Origin of the sequence: Enterococcus sp. MMGLQ5-1 (assembly GCF_013155265.1) — a bacterium.
In the GTDB taxonomy this organism is placed as follows: Bacteria; Bacillota; Bacilli; order Lactobacillales; family Streptococcaceae; genus MMGLQ5-1.
This window is the reverse complement of sequence record NZ_JABJXU010000006.1, coordinates 1-19,051: the sequence shown is the minus strand read 5'-3', so window position 1 is coordinate 19,051 and position 19,051 is coordinate 1. Positions and strand designations below refer to the sequence as shown.

Sequence of the window (19,051 nt, the reverse complement as noted above, 5' to 3'; positions counted from 1 at the left end):
AGCTGGATAGGAGTGCTGAATAATTGAGGTATTATAATGTTTGACAATTATATCTGGGATTTTGATGGCACGTTATTCGATACCTACGGTGTTATGAGCGCAAGCCTGTTTGAGATAGTTAAGCAATACCAGCTACCTTTAACATTTGACCAAATGTACCAATGGATAAAAACGGAGTCAGTCAGAGACTTGGCAGCGCATTTTTTACCGATGGATGAGCGTTTAAGCTTTTTAGCCGCATATCATTATTTAGAGGCAAAACGGCAGGTAGCTCCTCAACCCTTCCCGCAGGCAAGTGCTGTAATCAAGCAAATTGCAAGCCAAGGTAAGCGCCAATTTATTTTAACGCATCGAGATAAAAAAACGATAGAGTTTTTAAGAGCACTTGACTTATTGCAGTATTTTGAAGAAGTGATTACATCTGATTATCAATTCAAGCGTAAGCCCAATCCTGAAGCAATTCAATACCTGATTGATAAGTATCATTTGTCTCCTGAGCAAACAGTTATGATTGGAGATCGCGCCTTGGATATTACTTCTGGTCAGCTTGCACGAGTTAAAACGATTTTATATGATATAGATTTTTTCTTAGAAGGCATTGAGGCAGATTATGTCGTTCATGATTTGAAGTCAATTTTAAAAATAGAATAAATGATGGGATACAGAGATAAAAGGAGAGAAAAATGAAAATAACACGCCAAAAGGAATTTGTTCAAGGCTATCATTACGATGCACGAAATACGGAATGGGAAAAAGAAAATGGTACACCTGAAACGGAATTAAATGTCAGCTTTCAGCTTCACGGCTTGGATGAAGAGAAATCAGAAACGACTATTGCTGCTACTTTGCAGTTTCAGCTAGTTTTTGATAATTATGTCATTACAGGTATTGTTTCACAGCTCAACCAAATTCATCAGCGTTTGGTCAAGGCGCAAGCAGATTTAAATCAGTCAGAGGTTGAAGAGCTGGCGGCACCATTATTTGATATTGTCAAACGCCTGACGTACGAGGTAACAGAAATTGCGATGGATGAACCTGGCCTTCAGCTTAATTTTGAAAAGAAATAATTGATGATTTTTAGTGTTGAAGTTTAGCAAATAGCAAGAAAAAGATTAAGGTGATTTATGAAATTAGCAGTATTAACAGATACAAGTGCGACTTTTACCAATATGCCGCACTTTGATAATTTATTTATTTTAGATATTCCAATTAATATTGATGGCACTGATTATGTCGAAAATAAAAATATTACAATAGATGATTTTTATATTAAAATGCGTCAAGCAGCGTATTTTCCAAAGACAAGCCAACCATCAATTGGTGCAACATTTGAATTAGTTGAGCGTCTGGTTAAAGAAGGGTACGATACCTTTATTGGTCTTTTTCTTTCTAGTGGTATTTCTGGTTATTTCCAGACAATTCAAATTTTGAAAACACAATTTCCAGAAGTTAGGTTTCATTTTATCGATTCAAAAATTACTAGTGCACCATTAGGTGAAATGGTGAAAACAGCTTTATTAATGAATCAGCAAAATAAATCGATTGAATCAATCGTTGCAACCCTTGGTAAGCTTATTGCAGAAACAGCTGCTTATATTATTGTCGATGATTTAAATCATTTAGTTAGAGGTGGGCGACTTAAGGCGAGTAATGCAATGATTGGCAATCTATTAAAGATAAAACCAATATTAATGTTTGATGATGGTGAGATTGTACCAGCAGAAAAGGTTAGGACTCAAAAGAAAGCAGTAAAACGCTTAATCCAACTCGTAAAGGAACGCACAGAAGCTGTGCCTTCAAAGATTTGGGTTATCCACGCCAATGCATTTGATAAGGCGGCTGACCTCAAGGCTGAGCTTAATACCTTATATGATTTATCGGTGGAAATCGTCCCGTTTAATGCAGTTATTGCGACACATTTAGGAGAAGGAGCGATTGGTGTGGGCTTCACACCGGTATTAGAAGATGAGTGATTTAACGGTAAAGCAGATGCAAGCAAAATTGGATCACTATGTTAGTCAATATAAGGTGGGTTATTTTCCCCCTTTGTCACAGGTTGCGAGGTTGACTGAGGAATTAGGGGAGCTAGCCCGTGAGGTAATGGACAAATACGGTGAAAAGCCTAAAAAGGAAACAGAAACAGCAGGCAGTGTTGCTGAGGAATTGACGGATTTAATGATTAGTCTCGTTATTTTTGCCAATAGCTTAGAGATTGACCTAGCTAAACAGTTTGAACAGAATATGGAAAAATTTGAAAGACGAGATAAGAATCGCTTTGAGCGAATGGACAAGTCAGAGGAATTATAGCTCAATCTTCTGATAATTATTAAGAACGGGACGTGACGAGATGACAAAAATAGTAATCGCAGGCTTTATGGGTAGAATGGGTCAGGCGGCCGTGAAAATGGTTAAGGAAACGCCGGAATTTGAATTGGTTGGCTTAATTGATCCAAATACGACCGAAACAGAAATTGATGGTGCTAAGGTATTCAACCAAAAAGAAGGTGTATTAACAATTGAGGCGGATGCGTGGATTGATTTTACGATACCGAAGGTGGCTTTTGAAAACACTAAATTTGCGCTTGAAAATGGTATCTCTCCGGTGGTCGGTACAACTGGTTTTACTGATGATCAGCTTATAGAGTTAAAAGCACTCGCTGCGGCTAAAAAAATAGGTGGGTTAATTGCACCAAATTTTGCAATTGGTGCGGTTTTGATGATGCAATTTGCCCAAAAAGCAGCTGCTTATTTACCGGATGTGGAAATTATTGAGTTACATCACGATAATAAGCTTGATGCACCAAGTGGCACTGCCTTAAAAACTGCTGAAATGATTGCCGAGGTTAGAAAGCCTAAGGTTCAAGGGAATCCGGCTGAAGAAGAGCTGATTGAAGGAGCACGTGGGGCTGACTATCAGGGCATGCGTATTCATAGTGTGCGTCTACCGGGTCTGATTGCGCATCAGCAGGTGCAATTTGGTGCGCTTGGTGAGGGCTTGACGATTCGTCATGATTCGTATGATCGTGTTTCATTTATGTCAGGTGTTAAGCTAGGGATTCAAAAAGTGATTGATTGTGATGAATTAGTTTACGGCTTAGAAAATTTGCTATGAAAATAGAGATATTACCGCAAGAGTTCCAAGCTGCTTTACCAGTTTTAAATCAAATTCAAGCTGCTGGCTATGAGGCGTACTTTGTTGGCGGTAGTGTGCGTGACTCACTTTTACATCGTCCAATCCATGATGTCGATATTGCGACTAGTGCGACACCGCTGGAAATTAAAAAAATTTTTAGTCGAACGGTGGATATCGGTATTGAGCACGGGACTATTTTAGTTTTGCATGGTGATATTGGTCTTGAGGTCACGACTTTTAGAACTGAATCTGATTATCAAGATTTCCGTCATCCAAGTGAAGTCACTTTTGTCCGCCAGCTTTCTGAGGATTTGAGACGGCGCGACTTCACTATTAATGCCTTGGCGATGACCAATGAGGGTGAAATTATTGATCATTTTGAGGGAATCTCCGACATAGAAAAGCGAATGATTAGAGCGGTTGGTAATCCCTACGAGCGTTTTTCAGAAGATGCCCTAAGAATTTTAAGGGCATTTAGATTTGCTAGTGTCCTAGGCTTTTCAATTGATTCAGAGACGATTGCTGGTATCAACGCTACCAAAAAATTGTTGGCTAACATTTCAATTGAGCGGATTGAAATGGAATTTTCAAAACTATTGGTTGGTGATTTCAGACAGGCTGCTTTAGCGCAATTGCTGAAGCTAGCGATTGAGAGGCAATTTCCTGTTGATTTGCATAAGGGCTTACTTGGATTAGAAAAAATATCAGCTAAGCTCGATTTAGAAGAGGCGTGGACGTTATTAGCCTACTTTAATCAGTTTGATGCTGAAAAGACTAAAGAGGTATTAAAATGCTTCAAGCATTCAAACCATTTTGTCAAGCAGATTGGTACACTTTTAATTGGATTGAATGAAAGATTGTTGGCGGATTGGAGCATAGATCGTATCTATACATATGGCTTAGAGGATAGTATAAAGATTGAGTCTATGTTTAAGATATTAGGCTTTGAAAATAATTATGAAATAATCTATGAAATTTACAATAAATTACCAATTTATAGTAAGCGTGATTTGAAAATTAATGGTAAGGATTTATTAGGGCTATCAGCTGATAGACAGGGGAAATGGATTGGTATCATTTTAAATCGAATTGAATATCAGGTTTTGCACGGCCAGCTAATAAATGATAAGACAGCTCTGCTAGCAGCTGCAAAAGCGCAATTAAAGAACGAATTTTTAGTAGATTGAATAGCTACAAGGAGGAGACATGAAGGAGTTAAAGGTTGAACATCTTAGAAAATCGGTGGGAGACAAGGTGCTTTTTTCAGATGTCTCTTTTTTATTGAAGGAAAATGATCGAATTGGTTTAATTGGTCAAAATGGTACTGGAAAAACAAGCTTACTTAGTATTATTGCAGATGAATACGGCTTTGATGGGGATATTAATCCGATTCAAAAATCCAATGATTTCCGTATTACGTATCTGTCTCAGTTACCAAATTTTAATGAGGATGCGACAGTGCTTGATGCTGTTTTAAATAGTGATGCGCCTAAGATAAAAATAATTAGAGATTATGAGAAAGCATTATCAAGCTTTGCAAAAGATGCGTCTGAAAATCAGCAAAATCTTTTGACAGAGGCCGAAGAACGAATGCATGCAGCAGAAGCATGGACCTTAGAAGCAGAATTAAAGTCAATTTTAACTCAGTTGAAAATTACCGATTTTCAACAAAAAATTAGCCAATTATCTGGTGGTCAAAAGCGCCGTGTCCAGCTGGCGAATGTTTTAATAACACCGACGGATTTATTATTATTAGATGAACCGACTAACCATCTGGATATTCCCGCAATTTTATGGTTACAAAATTATTTAGCTAAATTCAAGGGAATTTTATTATTTGTAACTCATGACCGTTATTTTTTAGATGCAGTTAGTAATAAGATTTTTGAGCTAAGAAATCAAAATATCTATGAATATCAAGGGAATTATGCAAGCTATCTTGCTCAAAGAGCTGAGCAAGAGCTGCTTGATGAAAATCAGGCGCATAAAGCAAAGCAGTTGTATAAACAAGAACTTGCGTGGATGCGAGCAGGCGCTCAAGCACGCTCAACCAAGCAGCAGGCGCGGATTAATCGTTTTAAAGCATTAGAGTCTTCAGTTAAACAGCAAACAACAACAGGTGCTTTAAATTTACAATTTGAGCAATCACGAATTGGTAAGAAGGTGCTTGAAATATCTGCGGGTACTTTTGAGTATAATAATCGGCCTATCTTTGAGGACTTTAGCCTTTTAGTGCAAAATACTGATCGTATTGGTATTATTGGTCCAAATGGTGCAGGTAAAACAACCTTATTAAAAATATTTACTGGAGAGCTGGCATTAACTTCTGGAACAATTGAGCTTGGTGAAACGGTTAATATTGGTTATTTTTCACAGGAAATAACAGGCTTACCAGCTGATAAACGATTGTTGCCCTTTTTACAGGAATTTGCCCAGGAATACAAGGGTGGTAATGGCATTGTCAGTATTACCAATCTCTTGGAACAATTTTTATTTCCAAAGGATAGCCACGGTAAATTGATTGGCAAGCTCTCAGGAGGCGAACGTAAGCGTCTTTACTTATTGACTTTATTAATCAAGCGTCCGAATTTCTTGATTATGGATGAACCAACTAATGATTTAGACATTGATACGCTGGTAGTGTTAGAGCATTTTATAGACCAATTTAATGGTCCAGTGGTAATTGTGTCACATGATCGCTATTTTATGGATAAAGTAGCTGAAAAATTATTAATAATCGAAAATCAACATATTTCTGAGTATTTTGGTATTTATTCGGATTACCTTCAAGAACAGCCTCAGGATAAGTCTAAAGCAGAAGTCTTAGCCAAGGCTAGTGAAAAGCCAAAGCCAAAGGTAAATCGCAATCGCCTTACATATTTTGAAAAAAAGGAATGGCTGACGATTGAGGATGAAATTGCTGAGCTTGAAGCGCGCATTGAAGCAATTAATAAAGAAATGAATGAGTGCGGTAGTGATTTCGCTAAGCTGAATGCTTTACAAAAGGAATTAGATGAAAAAGCCTTGCGATTGGAAGAAAAATACGAGCGTTGGGATTATTTGAGTGATAAGACAGAATAGGGGCGAGCCTTGGCTAAAATTTTTGAAATGAAATTTGGTAACATTTATTCTTTATATTTGAAAAAAGTACAGCGGAAAAATCGAACACAAAAAGAATTGGATGAAGTTTTAGCATGGCTGACTGGTTTAGATGCTGAAAAGCTACAGAAGCTGCGTGATTACACCTTGGTCGATTTTTTTCAAACAGTACAGTTAAATTCTAAGATTAAGCAAATTACTGGTGTTGTTTGTGGTATTCGTGTTGAATTAATAGAGGATGAATTGATGCAGAAAATTCGCTATATGGATAAGATTGTTGATGAGCTTGCTAAGGGCTGGTCAATTGATAGGATTAAACGTCAATCATGAATTTTGTCTAATAAAAAAACAAAAATTAAAGGAGAGTCCATGACCTACGCAGATAAACTATTTAAAGCTAATATTTTAAAAATCTTGTCAGAGGGTGTTTATAGTGAGAATGCGCGTCCTAAATATAAGGATGGGCAAGTCGCAAACAGTAAATATATCACGGGCAGCTTTGCTGAATATGATCTTTCAAAGGGGCAGTTCCCAATTACAACGCTACGACCAATTCCGATTAAATCGGCAATCAAGGAATTAATGTGGATTTATCAGGATGAATCTAATGAGCTGGCTGTTTTAAAGAATAAGTACCATGTTAATTATTGGGATGACTGGGATATTGGTGATGGAACGATTGGTGTGCGCTATGGTGCAACGGTTCGCAATCACCAAATCATTAAAAATCTGCTTGCTGGCTTGGCAAAAAATCCTTGGAATCGTCGAAATGTGATTAATCTGTGGCAATATGAAGATTTTAAGGAAAGTGAGGGCTTATTGCCCTGTGCTTTTCAGGTGATGTTTGATGTGCGACGTGTCAATGGCACAATTTATCTTGATGCAACCTTGACGCAACGCTCGAACGATATGCTAGTTGCGCACCATATTAATGCAATGCAATATGTTGCCCTCCAAATGATGATTGCGACGCATTTTGGCTGGGAGGTTGGTAAGTTTTTCTATTTTGTTAATAATTTACATATTTATGATAATCAATTTGAGCAGGCAGAGACGCTTTTAAGTCGAAAAGCCTCCGAAATTGAGCCACGGCTTGCCTTAAATTTGCCAAAAGGTACGAATTTTTATAATATAAAAGCAGAAGATTTTGAGTTACTGGATTATCAGCCAGTTAAACCACAGCTTAAATTTGATTTGGCTATCTAATTAATTTGAGAAAATGTCAATTTTTTATTAATAAATGAAAGTTTTTATTGTATGATGTTAATAATAGATTAATCTGAGAATGGAGGCGCGAGGAAATGATTTCAGCGATTTGGGCAGAAGACGAAAACCATTTAATTGGTAATCAAGGTACCTTACCTTGGCATCTTCCTGAGGATTTAAAGCATTTCAAGAATTTAACCTTAGGCAAGCCGATAGTAATGGGCCGTATTACCTATGAGGGCATGGGGAAACGAGCACTACCAGATCGTCAGACAATCGTCTTGACTCAAAATTCGGATTATAATCCAGAGAATCCTCAAGTCATCGTGATGCAGACGAAAGCAGAAGTGCTTAACTACGCTAAATCAGTAGATGAGTTAATGATTATTGGTGGTCGGCATATCTTTGATTTATTTATGGATGTCACAGATAGAGTCTATTTGACAATTATTCATCACAGTTTTGCTGGAGATACTTGGATGACGGATAGTCAGCTATCTGGCTTCAAACAGGTTTCTTTGGAGAAGCATCAAAAAGATGAGAAAAATCCATATGATTTTTCATTTATAGAATATCAGCGGTTGACTGAAGCAAATTAAAGTAAGCGAGGACTTAGGATGAACGAAACTAGACTGGATCGAAGAAAAGAATTATTAAGAAATAAGCAGGCAACGAATCGCCGATTGGCAAAGCGTTCTTTTATCACTTTTTGTAGTGCTGCAATTATTGGTGGCTCAACCGTCTTACCTAAATTTACAGAGGAGGCTAAGGCAGATGAATATGGTACCAATGACCTAACAAGCTTTATTAATACAATTGCACCCTCTGCAGCTCTTTTAGCCGACGCAAATGATTTATATGCCTCTGTTATGATTGCTCAGGCAATTTTGGAAACAGGCTATGGTCAGAGTGCCCTATCTCAAGCACCTTATTACAATCTTTTTGGTGTAAAGGGTGATGGTGTTGTTTTGGATACCTTAGAGCATTTAGATGGCTCTTACGTAACAATAAAAGATGGTTTTGCGGTTTATGATTCTTATTATTCTTCAATGGTTGATTATGTGGATGTTCTACTCTATACCTCTTTTGATGGTGAGAATCAGTATTACTCACAGGTTTTTAAACGTAATACCTCGACATATGTCGATGCAGTGAATGCCTTAACGGGTACCTATGCAACCGATCCTAATTATGGGAATGCCTTAATTTCAGTAATTCAAAATTATGGCCTAACAGCTTATGATACGCCAAGCTATTATGCACCAGATGCCTATACAGCGAATGCGGCGGCAGCGAGTACCTCACAAGAAGCAACCTATGTTGACCTAGCTGCTTCAGCAAATGCGACAACAGGTAATGCTTATACTGTTCAAGCAGGAGATACCTTATGGGATATCGCTCAAAAGTATGGCTTGAGCTTGGAGCAATTAATGGCTCAAAATAATCTAACGGATTATAATATTTTTGTTGGCGAGGTTTTATATATTTAGCTTAAAGAGAAGTCTGCGGACTTCTTTTTGCTATAATCGACGATTTATTTGAAAAATAGATTGATTTTTCAGTAGATGATGTTAGACTGATAAGGTTGACGTGATAATGATAATAAATACAGAGGTAGAAATGAAACAATCAATATATAGTTTAACGAGAAATGAATTAATTGAATGGTTTTTGGCACATGATGAAAAAAAATTTCGAGCAACTCAGGCTTGGGAATGGCTTTATCGCAAGAGAGTAAGCTCCTTTGCTGAAATGACCAACTTATCAAAGTCATTAATTGCCTTATTGACAGCACATTTTGAGTTTAATACCTTAGAGCAAAAGGTTGTGCAAGAGGCAAGCGATGGTACTGTTAAATATCTTTTTGAATTAGCGGATGGTATGCTGATTGAGACGGTTTTGATGCGTCAAAAGTACGGCTTATCTGTTTGTGTGACAACACAGGTCGGCTGTAATATCGGCTGTACCTTTTGTGCAAGTGGCTTATTGAAAAAACAGCGTGACTTAACGGCAGGAGAGATTGTTGCACAAGTCATGATGGTTCAAAAATACTTTGATCAACGTGGCTTAGATGAGCGTGTCAGCCACGTTGTTGTGATGGGGATTGGCGAGCCTTTTGATAATTACGATAATGTATTGAATTTCTTGCACGTGATTAACGATGATTTAGGCTTAGCAATTGGTGCTCGGCATATCACCGTTTCAACGAGTGGCCTTGCAAATAAAATTCGTGATTTTGCTCAAAATGATATGCAGGTTAATTTGGCGATTTCCTTGCATGCGCCTAATAATGAAGTAAGAACTTCAATTATGCGTATTAATCGAAGCTTCTCAATTGAAAAATTATTTGAGGCTATTGATTACTATATTGAAACTACCAATCGAAGAGTAACCTTTGAGTATATAATGCTCAAAGGTGTCAATGACCAACCAGAACATGCATACGAATTAGCTGAATTATTGAAGGATAAGAAGAAATTGGCTTATGTTAATTTGATTCCTTATAACCCTGTCTCTGAGCATGATCAGTATTCACGTTCACCCAAGGCGACAGTTTTAGCATTTTATGATATTTTAAAGAAGAATGGCATTAATTGTGTGATCAGACAGGAGCATGGCACAGATATTGATGCGGCCTGCGGGCAGTTGAGATCAAAAAATCTCGATAAAAAGAAGGCTTAGTAGCGAGTTTATAAAATAATTATAATGGTAGATAATGCTTATTTTTCGATAAAACTTTAAATATTGAATTAAACTGAGAAGATGGGCTCAGTTTTTTTCATATACCAAAATTGATTTAAACTTGCTTTTTTTTTGTAAATCTCTTTATTTTTTATGTGTTTTTTGGTATCATTAAAACAATGGCTTTATTATCTTAAAAAAATAGTTAGTAGGGTCGATGTTGCCAAGGAGGAAAGTATCTAAATGTCAGAATTTGAAGAACTATTAAACAGTGTTGAAGAAGTAAAAGTTGGTGATGTTGTTCAAGGTCAAGTGCTATCTATTGAGTCAGACCAAGCAACAGTTTCTATTGTTGGGACAGGTGTTGAAGGCGTCTTAACTTTAAGAGAACTAACTAACGATAAAGAAGCAGATATCAATGATTTTATTAAAGTTGGCGATGAATTAGAATTATTAGTGATTCGTCCAATCGTAGAAAAAGACAGTGGTTCTGCAGGCTTCCTACTTTCTAAAAAACGTCTTGAAGCGCGTAAAGCTTGGGATGAATTAGTGGGTAAAGAAGGCGAAGTAATTAAAGTTAAAGTAATTAAAGCTGTTAAGGGTGGCTTGTCTGTTCAATATGGCGAAGTTCGTGGCTTTATTCCTGCTTCATTAGTAGACGATCATTTTATTTCAGATTTTTCAACTTATGTTGGACAAGAATTTGATGCAAAAATTGTCGAAATTAATCCAGCGGACAATCGTTTCATCTTGAGCCGTCGTGCGATTGTTGAAACTGAAAAGGCTGCAGCTCGTGAAGCAGCTTATGAAACTTTGGAAGAAGGTACTGTCGTTGAAGGTACAGTTGCCCGTTTAACTAATTTCGGTGCATTTGTAAACTTGGGTAGTGTTGATGGTTTAATTCATATTTCTGAAATTTCTCATACACATATTAACCGTCCTCAAGAAGTTTTGAGTGTTGGTGATAAAGTAAATGTTCAAATTTTATCTATCAATAAAGAAGAAGGTCGTATTTCACTTTCATTAAAAGCGACTGTACCTGGTCCTTGGGATGATATTGAAGAAAAAGCACCAGTTGGTGCGGTTTTAGATGGTGTCGTGAAGCGTCTAACTACTTTTGGTGCGTTTGTTGAATTATTCCCAGGTGTTGAAGGGCTAGTTCATATCTCACAAATCTCGCACAACCATATCGGTACGCCACAAGAGGTATTATCTCCTGATCAAGAAGTTAAGGTTAAGGTTTTAGAGGTTAACCCAACTGATCGTCGAATTGCTTTATCAATTAAGGCTTTGGAAGAACGTCCTCAAGCTGAAAAAGAAAAAGCAGTTGAAGAAGAAAATACTTATGAATTGCCAGAAGAACAAACCGGTTTTTCAATCGGCGACTTAACTGGTGAAGAATAATTAATTATTAAATGAAAATAAAAGCACTTCGAAATTTTGGAGTGCTTTTTTATGGCTTAATATCAAATTGGACTGATTTTACTAAAATGATTAAGATGGCTGTAAGGTAGCTGCCTTTGAAAGACTACCCATTTTTGTGATTTTCGTGCGAATTTCCCGATGTTTCTCGGAAAGATTGGAAAATCTGTCAATATCAGAGTGATTTTATTGTAGGACGATTTGTTTTTTTAATTTAAGCTTTATTTAAGGTTGTCGCTATAGGATGAACTTATCCCAAATAATTAATCTTTTTCATAAACTCCTAGCACTGTCAGAGATGGCAGTGCTTTTTTTGCTTAATATGGGGATTCAGGCTGTGGCTATCTGCTTTGATGGCTTGAAATGCTAATAATATGCCATCCTTTCTCGGCGCTGATATCTGATTTAAGTTTCGTTTAAGCTAACGTTAAGGGATTCTTAAGGATTTAAAAATAAGATAATAACAGCTCAGTTAATGAATTGCTAATTGATGACAATTCAAATTGAAGGCAATTATTATTATTTTTAAATTAGAAAGGAATCTGATATGAAGCATTTAAAGGAATTGAATTATAAAATTGCAATTTTTAGTTTAATCTTTTTATGTCTAGGTTTTATCATTGGCTACCAAGTTTCATCAGGTATTTCAAGTATGAACAGCAATAATAATCTACAGGAACAGCCCTTTGGTCAAAGTAATAGCCAGCAGGGATCTAGTAATTCGCAAAGTGGCAGCTTTGGTTCATCATCAAATTATAATTAGGAGGAATTATTCATGGATTTTTTTAGACGTGCTTGGTTGTCTTTAAAAGCAAAAAAAGGCAGAACCACGTTATTAATTTTAGTTTTTTCAGCGATTTTAATTTTTGTTTTAGCAGGGTTGACAATTCGCTCTTCAGCTAATCAATCGATAGAAGCGGCCAAAAAGTCAACAGGAGCAACGGTTAGTCTTTCGATTAATCGCGACGCACTAATGAAAGCTAGGACAAATGAATCAAGCAGCGATAGTACATCGACAACAGAAACGCCTACTATGCCAACAATTTCTTTGGCAACGGCTGAAAAAATAGCAGCCTTGGATGGCGTCAAGTCTTATAACTATGCAACAAGTACAACGGCATTAGCGGTTTCCAATATCACTGCGATTGTGACAGAGGATAGCTCTGATGCGACTACCTCATCTAGTGAATCAGCTGAAAATAGTGGTGGACCACAAGGTGAAATGGGCGGTGGTAGCCAGATGATGGAAATGAATAGTGGCGATTTCCAAATTACTGGCACCAATTCAACAGAAACTTCGAGCGATTTTACTGATGGTACATCGAAAATTACTTCTGGTAGAGGAATCACCAGTGAAGATAAGGATACAAATAATGTTGTCATCTCTGAGGATTTAGCTGAGGATAATAGCTTAAGCGTTGGTGATAAATTTACGATTTCTGACACGGATAGTACAGCCTCAATTGAGGTCACAATTGTTGGTATTTATTCTACCTCTGCACAAGTAGATGATATGATGATGCGCAATGCAACAATGAATCCGGTTAACGAAATATATGGTTATTTAACGCTTGCTAATACGATAAAAGGTAGTGACGATACTGATACAATTAGCGCTGCAACTTATAATTTAGAAGATCCAAATGAGCTGGATAGCTTTGTTGAAAAAGCTAATAAACTGATAGATACAGATCAGCTACAATTACAAACGAATGATGAAATGTATCAGCAAATGCTTAAACCATTAAATAATGTTGCTTCATTTGCAACGAACATCGTTTGGCTTGTTTCAATTGCTGGTATTATTATTCTAAGTTTAATTGTCATTATGATTATTCGTGAACGTAGATATGAGATTGGTGTCCTATTGAGCTTAGGAGAGGGTAAATTTAAAGTAATTATGCAATTCTTCTCTGAATTAGTTGTGGTGATGGTTGTAGCAGTTGGTATTGCAGCGGTTTCAGGCAATTTTGTCGGTAATATCGTAGGGCAACAGCTATTAGATCAGCAAACAACTGCTCAAACGGAGTCTTCAACAACAGCAGATAATAGCCAACAAGGACCTGGTGGTCAAGGTGGTGGATTTGGTCAGCAGATTGGACAAGGGCTAGGTATAAATCAAACCTCCGCCCAAACGCAGGCCATTGATGAGTTGGATGTTAAGCTATCTCCAAAAGAGATAGGATTCCTTGGCTTGATTGCGCTTGCCATTTCAATTGTGGCAACATTACTGGCATCGCTTGGCATTTTAAGGATGCAGCCTAAAGATATTTTAAGTGTCTAGTCTAATTAATCTAAGAAAGGATTTAAACTAATGTTAGAAACTAAGGATTTGGGTTATTGGTATACCCAACAAAATGACTATCTGTTTAAAGATATTAACCTCAGCTTTGAAGCAGGCAAGGTATATGCAATTTTAGGTAGCTCAGGCAGTGGTAAGACAACATTTCTTTCACTGCTTGCAGGCTTAGATCAGCCCAAAAGCGGTTCAATTCTCTATAAGGGTGAGGATATTAAAAAGATTGGTATGACGAATTATCGAAAAAAGGATGTTTCAATCATCTTTCAAGCCTATAATTTATTTTCCTATATGACTGCCTATGAAAATGTGCAAACTGCTTTACGAATTTCAGGTGCTAAAAAAACTGATGAAAAGGATTATATTATTGAATCGTTAAAGAAGGTTGGTATCACAGAGGATTTAATCAATAAGCGAGTGACGCACTTATCTGGTGGTCAGCAGCAGCGGGTAGCTATTGTTCGTGCCTTTGTATCAGGACATGAATTAATTATTGCTGATGAGCCTACTGGAAATTTAGATGAAATAACAACAGGCGAGATTGTCGACATATTTAAGTCAATTGCTCATGAGCAGCATAAAACGGTAATAATCGTAACCCATGAGCCAGAAGTGGCTAAGCAGAGTGATTTAGTCTATGAATTAAAAAACAAGGAATTTTCACTTAAAACAACAGAAAAAATTGTGGTCGACTAATTTTTTATCAGATTGATTCTGTTGAAAACGAATACTAAATTTAGAGGTATGGACTGTGGTCTAACCTCTTTTTTTGTTTAAAATAACAATCTTACAATTTAATGTGATAAAACTTATCTATAAATGTTAGATATTATTGTGCTTTAGAACAATTTGATGTCTTTTTTTTTATACTTCGCTTACATATCTTTTCAGAAAATTTTATGATAATTTTAATTCATAGCTATTACTGATGTATTAGCCAAGGATTATTGAATTGCATATCTTTCTTTTTAAGATATATATTCAGAATATTCTGTTTATTTATACAAGCATGATATTATTTTTAATAATGAAGGAGTAAACTATGTTAAGAAGTGCACTACCTAAGATTAAAACAGAAGCACTGCCAGGACCTATTGCTACTAAGATGATTGCTGAGCGTTTAGAGATTATCCCTCAGGGTGTTCGATGCCAATACCCACTTGTCATTGAAAAAGGAGCAGGTGCGATGATAGAGGATCCAGATGGCAACCGATTTTTAGACTGGGTTGGTGGTGTCGGTGTCCTAAATGTCGGTTACTCTCACCCAAAGGTGATTGAGGCTGTTCAAGCACAATCGACCAAATATTTTCACGCCATGGTCAATATTGCAACTCATCCCGAATATCTGGCACTTGGTAAACGCTTAGCGGCTTTAGCACCAACGAAATATCAGGACAATAAGGTTTTTTTCACAAATAGTGGTGCAGAAACAATTGAAAATGCGGTTAAAATTGCCAAATCATATACCGGTAGACAGAATATTATTGTTTTTTCTGGTGGTTTTCATGGTCGTACCTACCTAACTATGACGATGACCTCTAAGAAGGCTTATGCGGCAGGGCAAGGTGCCCTCGCTAACGGTGTTTTTCGTGCTGAGTTTCCATATTACTATCGCAGTCCGGTCTCAGCAGATGAATGCTTAGCCTATTATCAATCAAAATTTGAAAAAATTTTTGAAGAATGTGCTGCGGCAACTGAGATTGCTGCCGTTGTGATTGAGCCTCTGCAGGGTGAAGGTGGATTTATTCCAGTACCGCTTGAGTATGTCAAGGTATTACGGCGGCTTTGTGATCAAAATGGTATTTTACTAATTGCAGATGAGGTCCAAACTGGCTTTGCCCGTACAGGTCGACTATTTGCGACTGAGTATTGGGCGGAAAGTGGTGTAAAGCCTGATATTTTAGCCTGTGCTAAATCAATTGCAGCAGGCCTACCCTTAGGTGCAGTAATTGGTAATCGTGAAATATTAGATTCAGTCCCAGCGGGAGTTGTCGGCGGCACCTATGGCGGTAATGCGGTTGCTTGCGCGGCAGGACTAGCTGTTTTAGAGGTGATTGAGTCTGAACGATTAGTTGAAAGAGCGCAAGAGATTGGTCAAAAATGTATGACGGTATTTCAACGTCTACAAAATGAATATGCTGAGATTGGCGATGTTCGTGGTCTGGGGGCAATGATTGGTATCGAGTTTGTAAAGGATAAGCAAACGAAGACACCATTTCCTGAGCTTGTCAGTCAATTAGTTGAAGGGTGTGCGAAAACAGGCTTAATTATTGAAAATGCAGGTATTTATGGTAATGTGATTCGTTTTTTAGCACCTCTTGTCATTACCGATAAGCAGCTTGAAGCCGGCTTTGAAATATTTGAGAAGAATTTAAAAGAATTGCTAGTAGCCTTATAAAAATATTTAAGTGAAAGGGTCGATTAAATGTTATCTATTAAACAGCTTTCAAAATCTTTCGGCGATAACGAAGTCTTAAGGGATGTTAATTTAGAGGTTAATTCCGGTGAGGTTGTCTGTATTATTGGCCCCTCTGGATCAGGTAAAAGCACACTCCTGCGCTGTGTAAACCTGCTAGAACAGCCAAGTGGTGGCAAAATTTCTTATCGTGGCCGCAGTATTACTGATAAATCAATGCGTCCAAATTATTATCGAAAATCAGTAGGAATGGTTTTTCAACGTTTTAATTTATTTCCTTTCAAAACGGTTCTTGATAATATCACAATGGCACCAAGAAGCTTGAAAAAAATGTCTAAAAAGGATGCTGAAAAGCAGGCAATTGAATTATTGAGAAAGGTTGGTTTGGAGGACAAGCAGGCAGTTTATCCAAATTCACTATCAGGTGGTCAGCAGCAGCGGGTGGCGATTGCTAGAGCCTTGGCAATGGCACCTGAAATGCTACTATTTGATGAGCCAACTTCAGCATTGGATCCTGAGCTGGTTGGCGATGTTTTAGATGTTATGAAGCGTCTTGCTGAGGATGGCATGACGATGATTGTTGTGACACATGAAATGGGATTTGCAAGGGAAGTTGCCGACCGTGTGATTTTTATGGAGGGTGGCTATATTGTCGAGGAGGGCAAGCCGAGTATTTTATTTACAAATCCGAAAAATCAGCGAACACGAGAATTTTTATCTCGTGTATTATAAGGGAGGACTACGATGGATTTAAAATGGAATCTTGTATTTGAACAGCTAGGTCCTTCATTATTGCAAGGGATTGCTGTTGTATGTCAGGTTACTTTTTTTAGTTTTTTATTGGCAATGGCATTTGGTCTTTTAATTGCAATTGGGCGAATTAGCCGATTTAAAATTTTGAAAGTAATTTTAGCAATTTTTGTGGAAATTATTCGCGGTACACCACTTTTAGTTCAATTATTTTATATTTATTATGTGGTGCCAATTTTATTAAATCTCTTCTTTAGTCTATTTGGTATGACAACTGATGTCCAATTTACTGCAATTGAAGCAGGGATTGCTGGGCTGACTATTAATTATGGTACTTATATGTCCGAAGTTTTCCGTTCAGCAATTATTTCAATTGATAAAGGACAGGAAGAAGCAGGCTTAGCTTTAGGCTTCACAGGTGTCGAAGTCCTATTTAAAATTGTTATTCCACAGGCGTTTAGAAATTCTGTACCAGTTTTTGGTAACTACCTAGTGATGATGATTAAGGATACCTCACTTTTGGCAATTATTTCAGTTAATGAATTATTGCTTCGGACCCAGACCTATGCATCGCAGACCTTTAGCACGATAGAATCATATACACTGCTTGCTCTGGTTTATCTCCTGTTGAGTATTCCATTGTCTCAGCTAATGAAATTACTGGAGCGGCGCTTAGCGACTCAATAAGTAAGATGAGAAACGTTTGCTTTTCAGCAGACGTTTTTTTTGGTGAATTCGGTCTTGCTTCCCAGAAAGCACGGGCAAACTGTCAGAATATCTTAGAATTGCTGCGAATATCCCAATCTTTCTCGGAAACAATTCCAAATTCACGTTGAAAGTGCTGTTTTTGTGAGAATCGGGTATTGTTTCGCAGAAAGAATGCCAAATTCACGTTGAAAGTGTTGTTTTTGTGCGAATCTGGTGTTGTTTCACGGAAACAATTCCAAATTCACGTTGAAAGTGTTGTTTTTGTGCGAATCTGGTATTGTTTCTCGGAAAGAATGCCAAATTCACGTTGAAAGTGCTGTTTTTGTGCGAATCTGGTGTTGTTTCTCGGAAATAATGCCAAATTCACGTTGAAAGTGCTGTTTTTGTGAGAATCGGGTATTGTTTCGCAGAAAGAATACCAAATTCATGTGAAAGGTGCTATTTTTAAGCGAATAACCAAATCTTTCTCAGAAACAATTCCAAATTCACGTTGAAAGTGTTGTTTTTGTGCGAATCTGGTATTGTTTCCCGGAAAGAATACCAAATTCACGTTGAAAGTGTTGTTTTCCTGCGAATCTGGTGTTGTTTCACGGAAACAATTCCAAATTCACGTTGAAAGTGTTGTTTTCCTGCGAATCTGGTATTGTTTCACGGAAAGAATGCCAAATTCACGTTGAAAGTGCTGTTTTTGTGCGAATCGGGTATTGTTTCGCAGAAAGAATGCCAAATTCACGTTGAAAGTGTTGTTTTACCGCGAAATTGGTATTGTTTCACGGAAAGAATGCCAAATTCACGTTGAAAGTGCTGTTTTTGTGAGAATCCGGTATTGTTTCGCAGAAAGAATGCCAAATTCACGTTGAAAGTGCTGTTTTTGTGCGAATCTGGTGTTGTTTCCCGGAAAGAATGCCAAATTCACGTTGAAAGTGTTGTTTTTGTGCGAATCTGGTATTGTTTCGCAGAAAGAATACCAAATTCACGTTAGGTGCGTTTTTTCCTGCGAATAACCCAATCTTTCCCAGAAAGCACGGGCAAACCGTCAAAATATCTTAGAATTGCTGCAAATAATCCAATCTTTCTTGGACAGAATGCAAAATTCACGTCCGATTTCATCTTAATATTTGTTGCTTTCTGGTGAGTTTTATATTAAAATTTAATTAGTTTATTAAAATTAATTTTAATTTAATTTCTAAAAAGACTTGACAGGAGGGGTGACGATGCTTAGACTTGGACGACACGACACGACACGACACGACACGACACGACACGACACGACACGACACGACACGACACGACACGACACGACACGACACGACACGACACGACACGACACGACACG

At 37.4% G+C, this 19,051-nt stretch carries 19 protein-coding genes; all 19 read left to right on the top strand.

Annotation, left to right across the window (positions count from 1 at the left end):
- Positions 1–36 precede the first annotated feature (36 nt).
- Positions 37–651, top strand: a complete 615-nt coding sequence (locus HOY35_RS07405) for an HAD-IA family hydrolase (protein WP_172212181.1) — start codon at positions 37–39, stop codon at positions 649–651.
- Between the two features lie 32 nt (positions 652–683).
- The gene (locus HOY35_RS07400; RefSeq protein WP_172212183.1) at positions 684–1,067 is read left to right on the top strand and encodes a DUF1149 family protein; all 384 of its coding nucleotides are present in this window, start codon (positions 684–686) and stop codon (positions 1,065–1,067) included.
- A 57-nt stretch (positions 1,068–1,124) separates the two neighbouring features.
- Positions 1,125–1,973, top strand: coding sequence for a DegV family protein (locus HOY35_RS07395; RefSeq protein ID WP_172212185.1), 849 nt, complete (start codon positions 1,125–1,127; stop codon positions 1,971–1,973).
- On the top strand, positions 1,966–2,307 hold the full coding sequence (locus HOY35_RS07390; protein WP_172212186.1) for a nucleotide pyrophosphohydrolase: 342 nt from the start codon (positions 1,966–1,968) through the stop codon (positions 2,305–2,307). The genes HOY35_RS07395 and HOY35_RS07390 overlap by 8 nt, the downstream gene beginning before the upstream one ends.
- A gap of 40 nt (positions 2,308–2,347) precedes the next feature.
- Complete coding sequence (gene dapB, locus HOY35_RS07385) at positions 2,348–3,112, top strand: 4-hydroxy-tetrahydrodipicolinate reductase (RefSeq protein ID WP_172212188.1); 765 nt, start codon at positions 2,348–2,350, stop codon at positions 3,110–3,112.
- On the top strand, positions 3,109–4,320 hold the full coding sequence (locus HOY35_RS07380) for a CCA tRNA nucleotidyltransferase (RefSeq protein WP_172212190.1): 1,212 nt from the start codon (positions 3,109–3,111) through the stop codon (positions 4,318–4,320). Before dapB ends, HOY35_RS07380 begins: the two co-directional genes overlap by 4 nt.
- 19 nt (positions 4,321–4,339) lie before the next feature.
- Positions 4,340–6,214 (top strand): ABC-F family ATP-binding cassette domain-containing protein, encoded by a 1,875-nt coding sequence (locus HOY35_RS07375; protein ID WP_172212192.1) that lies wholly within the window; start codon positions 4,340–4,342, stop codon positions 6,212–6,214.
- A 27-nt stretch (positions 6,215–6,241) separates the two neighbouring features.
- The gene (locus tag HOY35_RS07370; RefSeq protein ID WP_172212229.1) at positions 6,242–6,562 is read left to right on the top strand and encodes a DUF2200 family protein; all 321 of its coding nucleotides are present in this window, start codon (positions 6,242–6,244) and stop codon (positions 6,560–6,562) included.
- A 39-nt stretch (positions 6,563–6,601) separates the two neighbouring features.
- Positions 6,602–7,438: a thymidylate synthase gene (locus HOY35_RS07365; RefSeq protein ID WP_172212194.1), complete on the top strand. Its 837-nt coding sequence runs from the start codon at positions 6,602–6,604 to the stop codon at positions 7,436–7,438.
- 95 nt (positions 7,439–7,533) lie between these two features.
- The gene (locus HOY35_RS07360; RefSeq protein WP_172212196.1) at positions 7,534–8,037 is read left to right on the top strand and encodes a dihydrofolate reductase; all 504 of its coding nucleotides are present in this window, start codon (positions 7,534–7,536) and stop codon (positions 8,035–8,037) included.
- Between the two features lie 18 nt (positions 8,038–8,055).
- Positions 8,056–8,928 carry a glucosaminidase domain-containing protein gene (locus HOY35_RS07355; protein ID WP_172212198.1) on the top strand — a complete coding sequence of 291 codons (873 nt, stop codon included), beginning with the start codon at positions 8,056–8,058 and terminating at the stop codon, positions 8,926–8,928.
- Positions 8,929–9,058: 130 nt separating this feature from the next.
- Positions 9,059–10,120, top strand: a complete 1,062-nt coding sequence (gene rlmN / locus HOY35_RS07350; protein ID WP_172212200.1) for a 23S rRNA (adenine(2503)-C(2))-methyltransferase RlmN — start codon at positions 9,059–9,061, stop codon at positions 10,118–10,120.
- Positions 10,121–10,363: 243 nt separating this feature from the next.
- A complete protein-coding gene (gene rpsA / locus HOY35_RS07345) occupies positions 10,364–11,524 on the top strand; it encodes a 30S ribosomal protein S1 (RefSeq protein WP_172212202.1) in 1,161 nt (386 codons plus the stop codon).
- A 565-nt stretch (positions 11,525–12,089) separates the two neighbouring features.
- Positions 12,090–12,305 carry a hypothetical protein gene (locus HOY35_RS07340; protein ID WP_172212203.1) on the top strand — a complete coding sequence of 72 codons (216 nt, stop codon included), beginning with the start codon at positions 12,090–12,092 and terminating at the stop codon, positions 12,303–12,305.
- 12 nt (positions 12,306–12,317) lie between these two features.
- The gene (locus HOY35_RS07335; RefSeq protein WP_172212205.1) at positions 12,318–13,826 is read left to right on the top strand and encodes an ABC transporter permease; all 1,509 of its coding nucleotides are present in this window, start codon (positions 12,318–12,320) and stop codon (positions 13,824–13,826) included.
- Between the two features lie 30 nt (positions 13,827–13,856).
- Positions 13,857–14,537, top strand: coding sequence for an ABC transporter ATP-binding protein (locus HOY35_RS07330; protein WP_172212207.1), 681 nt, complete (start codon positions 13,857–13,859; stop codon positions 14,535–14,537).
- Between the two features lie 346 nt (positions 14,538–14,883).
- Entirely contained in the window at positions 14,884–16,239 is a 1,356-nt protein-coding gene (locus tag HOY35_RS07325; RefSeq protein ID WP_172212209.1) for an aspartate aminotransferase family protein, read from the top strand.
- A gap of 27 nt (positions 16,240–16,266) precedes the next feature.
- A complete protein-coding gene (locus HOY35_RS07320; RefSeq protein WP_172212211.1) occupies positions 16,267–16,989 on the top strand; it encodes an amino acid ABC transporter ATP-binding protein in 723 nt (240 codons plus the stop codon).
- Positions 16,990–17,001: 12 nt separating this feature from the next.
- Positions 17,002–17,694: an amino acid ABC transporter permease gene (locus tag HOY35_RS07315; protein ID WP_172212213.1), complete on the top strand. Its 693-nt coding sequence runs from the start codon at positions 17,002–17,004 to the stop codon at positions 17,692–17,694.
- Positions 17,695–19,051: the final 1,357 nt, after the last annotated feature.

Coding starts and splice junctions, on each gene's coding strand:
- HOY35_RS07405 (WP_172212181.1), top strand. CDS start 37: ATGTTTGACAATTATATCTGGGATTTTGATGGCACGTTATTCGATACC.
- HOY35_RS07400 (WP_172212183.1), top strand. CDS start 684: ATGAAAATAACACGCCAAAAGGAATTTGTTCAAGGCTATCATTACGAT.
- HOY35_RS07395 (WP_172212185.1), top strand. CDS start 1,125: ATGAAATTAGCAGTATTAACAGATACAAGTGCGACTTTTACCAATATG.
- HOY35_RS07390 (WP_172212186.1), top strand. CDS start 1,966: ATGAGTGATTTAACGGTAAAGCAGATGCAAGCAAAATTGGATCACTAT.
- dapB (WP_172212188.1), top strand. CDS start 2,348: ATGACAAAAATAGTAATCGCAGGCTTTATGGGTAGAATGGGTCAGGCG.
- HOY35_RS07380 (WP_172212190.1), top strand. CDS start 3,109: ATGAAAATAGAGATATTACCGCAAGAGTTCCAAGCTGCTTTACCAGTT.
- HOY35_RS07375 (WP_172212192.1), top strand. CDS start 4,340: ATGAAGGAGTTAAAGGTTGAACATCTTAGAAAATCGGTGGGAGACAAG.
- HOY35_RS07370 (WP_172212229.1), top strand. CDS start 6,242: ATGAAATTTGGTAACATTTATTCTTTATATTTGAAAAAAGTACAGCGG.
- HOY35_RS07365 (WP_172212194.1), top strand. CDS start 6,602: ATGACCTACGCAGATAAACTATTTAAAGCTAATATTTTAAAAATCTTG.
- HOY35_RS07360 (WP_172212196.1), top strand. CDS start 7,534: ATGATTTCAGCGATTTGGGCAGAAGACGAAAACCATTTAATTGGTAAT.
- HOY35_RS07355 (WP_172212198.1), top strand. CDS start 8,056: ATGAACGAAACTAGACTGGATCGAAGAAAAGAATTATTAAGAAATAAG.
- rlmN (WP_172212200.1), top strand. CDS start 9,059: ATGAAACAATCAATATATAGTTTAACGAGAAATGAATTAATTGAATGG.
- rpsA (WP_172212202.1), top strand. CDS start 10,364: ATGTCAGAATTTGAAGAACTATTAAACAGTGTTGAAGAAGTAAAAGTT.
- HOY35_RS07340 (WP_172212203.1), top strand. CDS start 12,090: ATGAAGCATTTAAAGGAATTGAATTATAAAATTGCAATTTTTAGTTTA.
- HOY35_RS07335 (WP_172212205.1), top strand. CDS start 12,318: ATGGATTTTTTTAGACGTGCTTGGTTGTCTTTAAAAGCAAAAAAAGGC.
- HOY35_RS07330 (WP_172212207.1), top strand. CDS start 13,857: ATGTTAGAAACTAAGGATTTGGGTTATTGGTATACCCAACAAAATGAC.
- HOY35_RS07325 (WP_172212209.1), top strand. CDS start 14,884: ATGTTAAGAAGTGCACTACCTAAGATTAAAACAGAAGCACTGCCAGGA.
- HOY35_RS07320 (WP_172212211.1), top strand. CDS start 16,267: ATGTTATCTATTAAACAGCTTTCAAAATCTTTCGGCGATAACGAAGTC.
- HOY35_RS07315 (WP_172212213.1), top strand. CDS start 17,002: ATGGATTTAAAATGGAATCTTGTATTTGAACAGCTAGGTCCTTCATTA.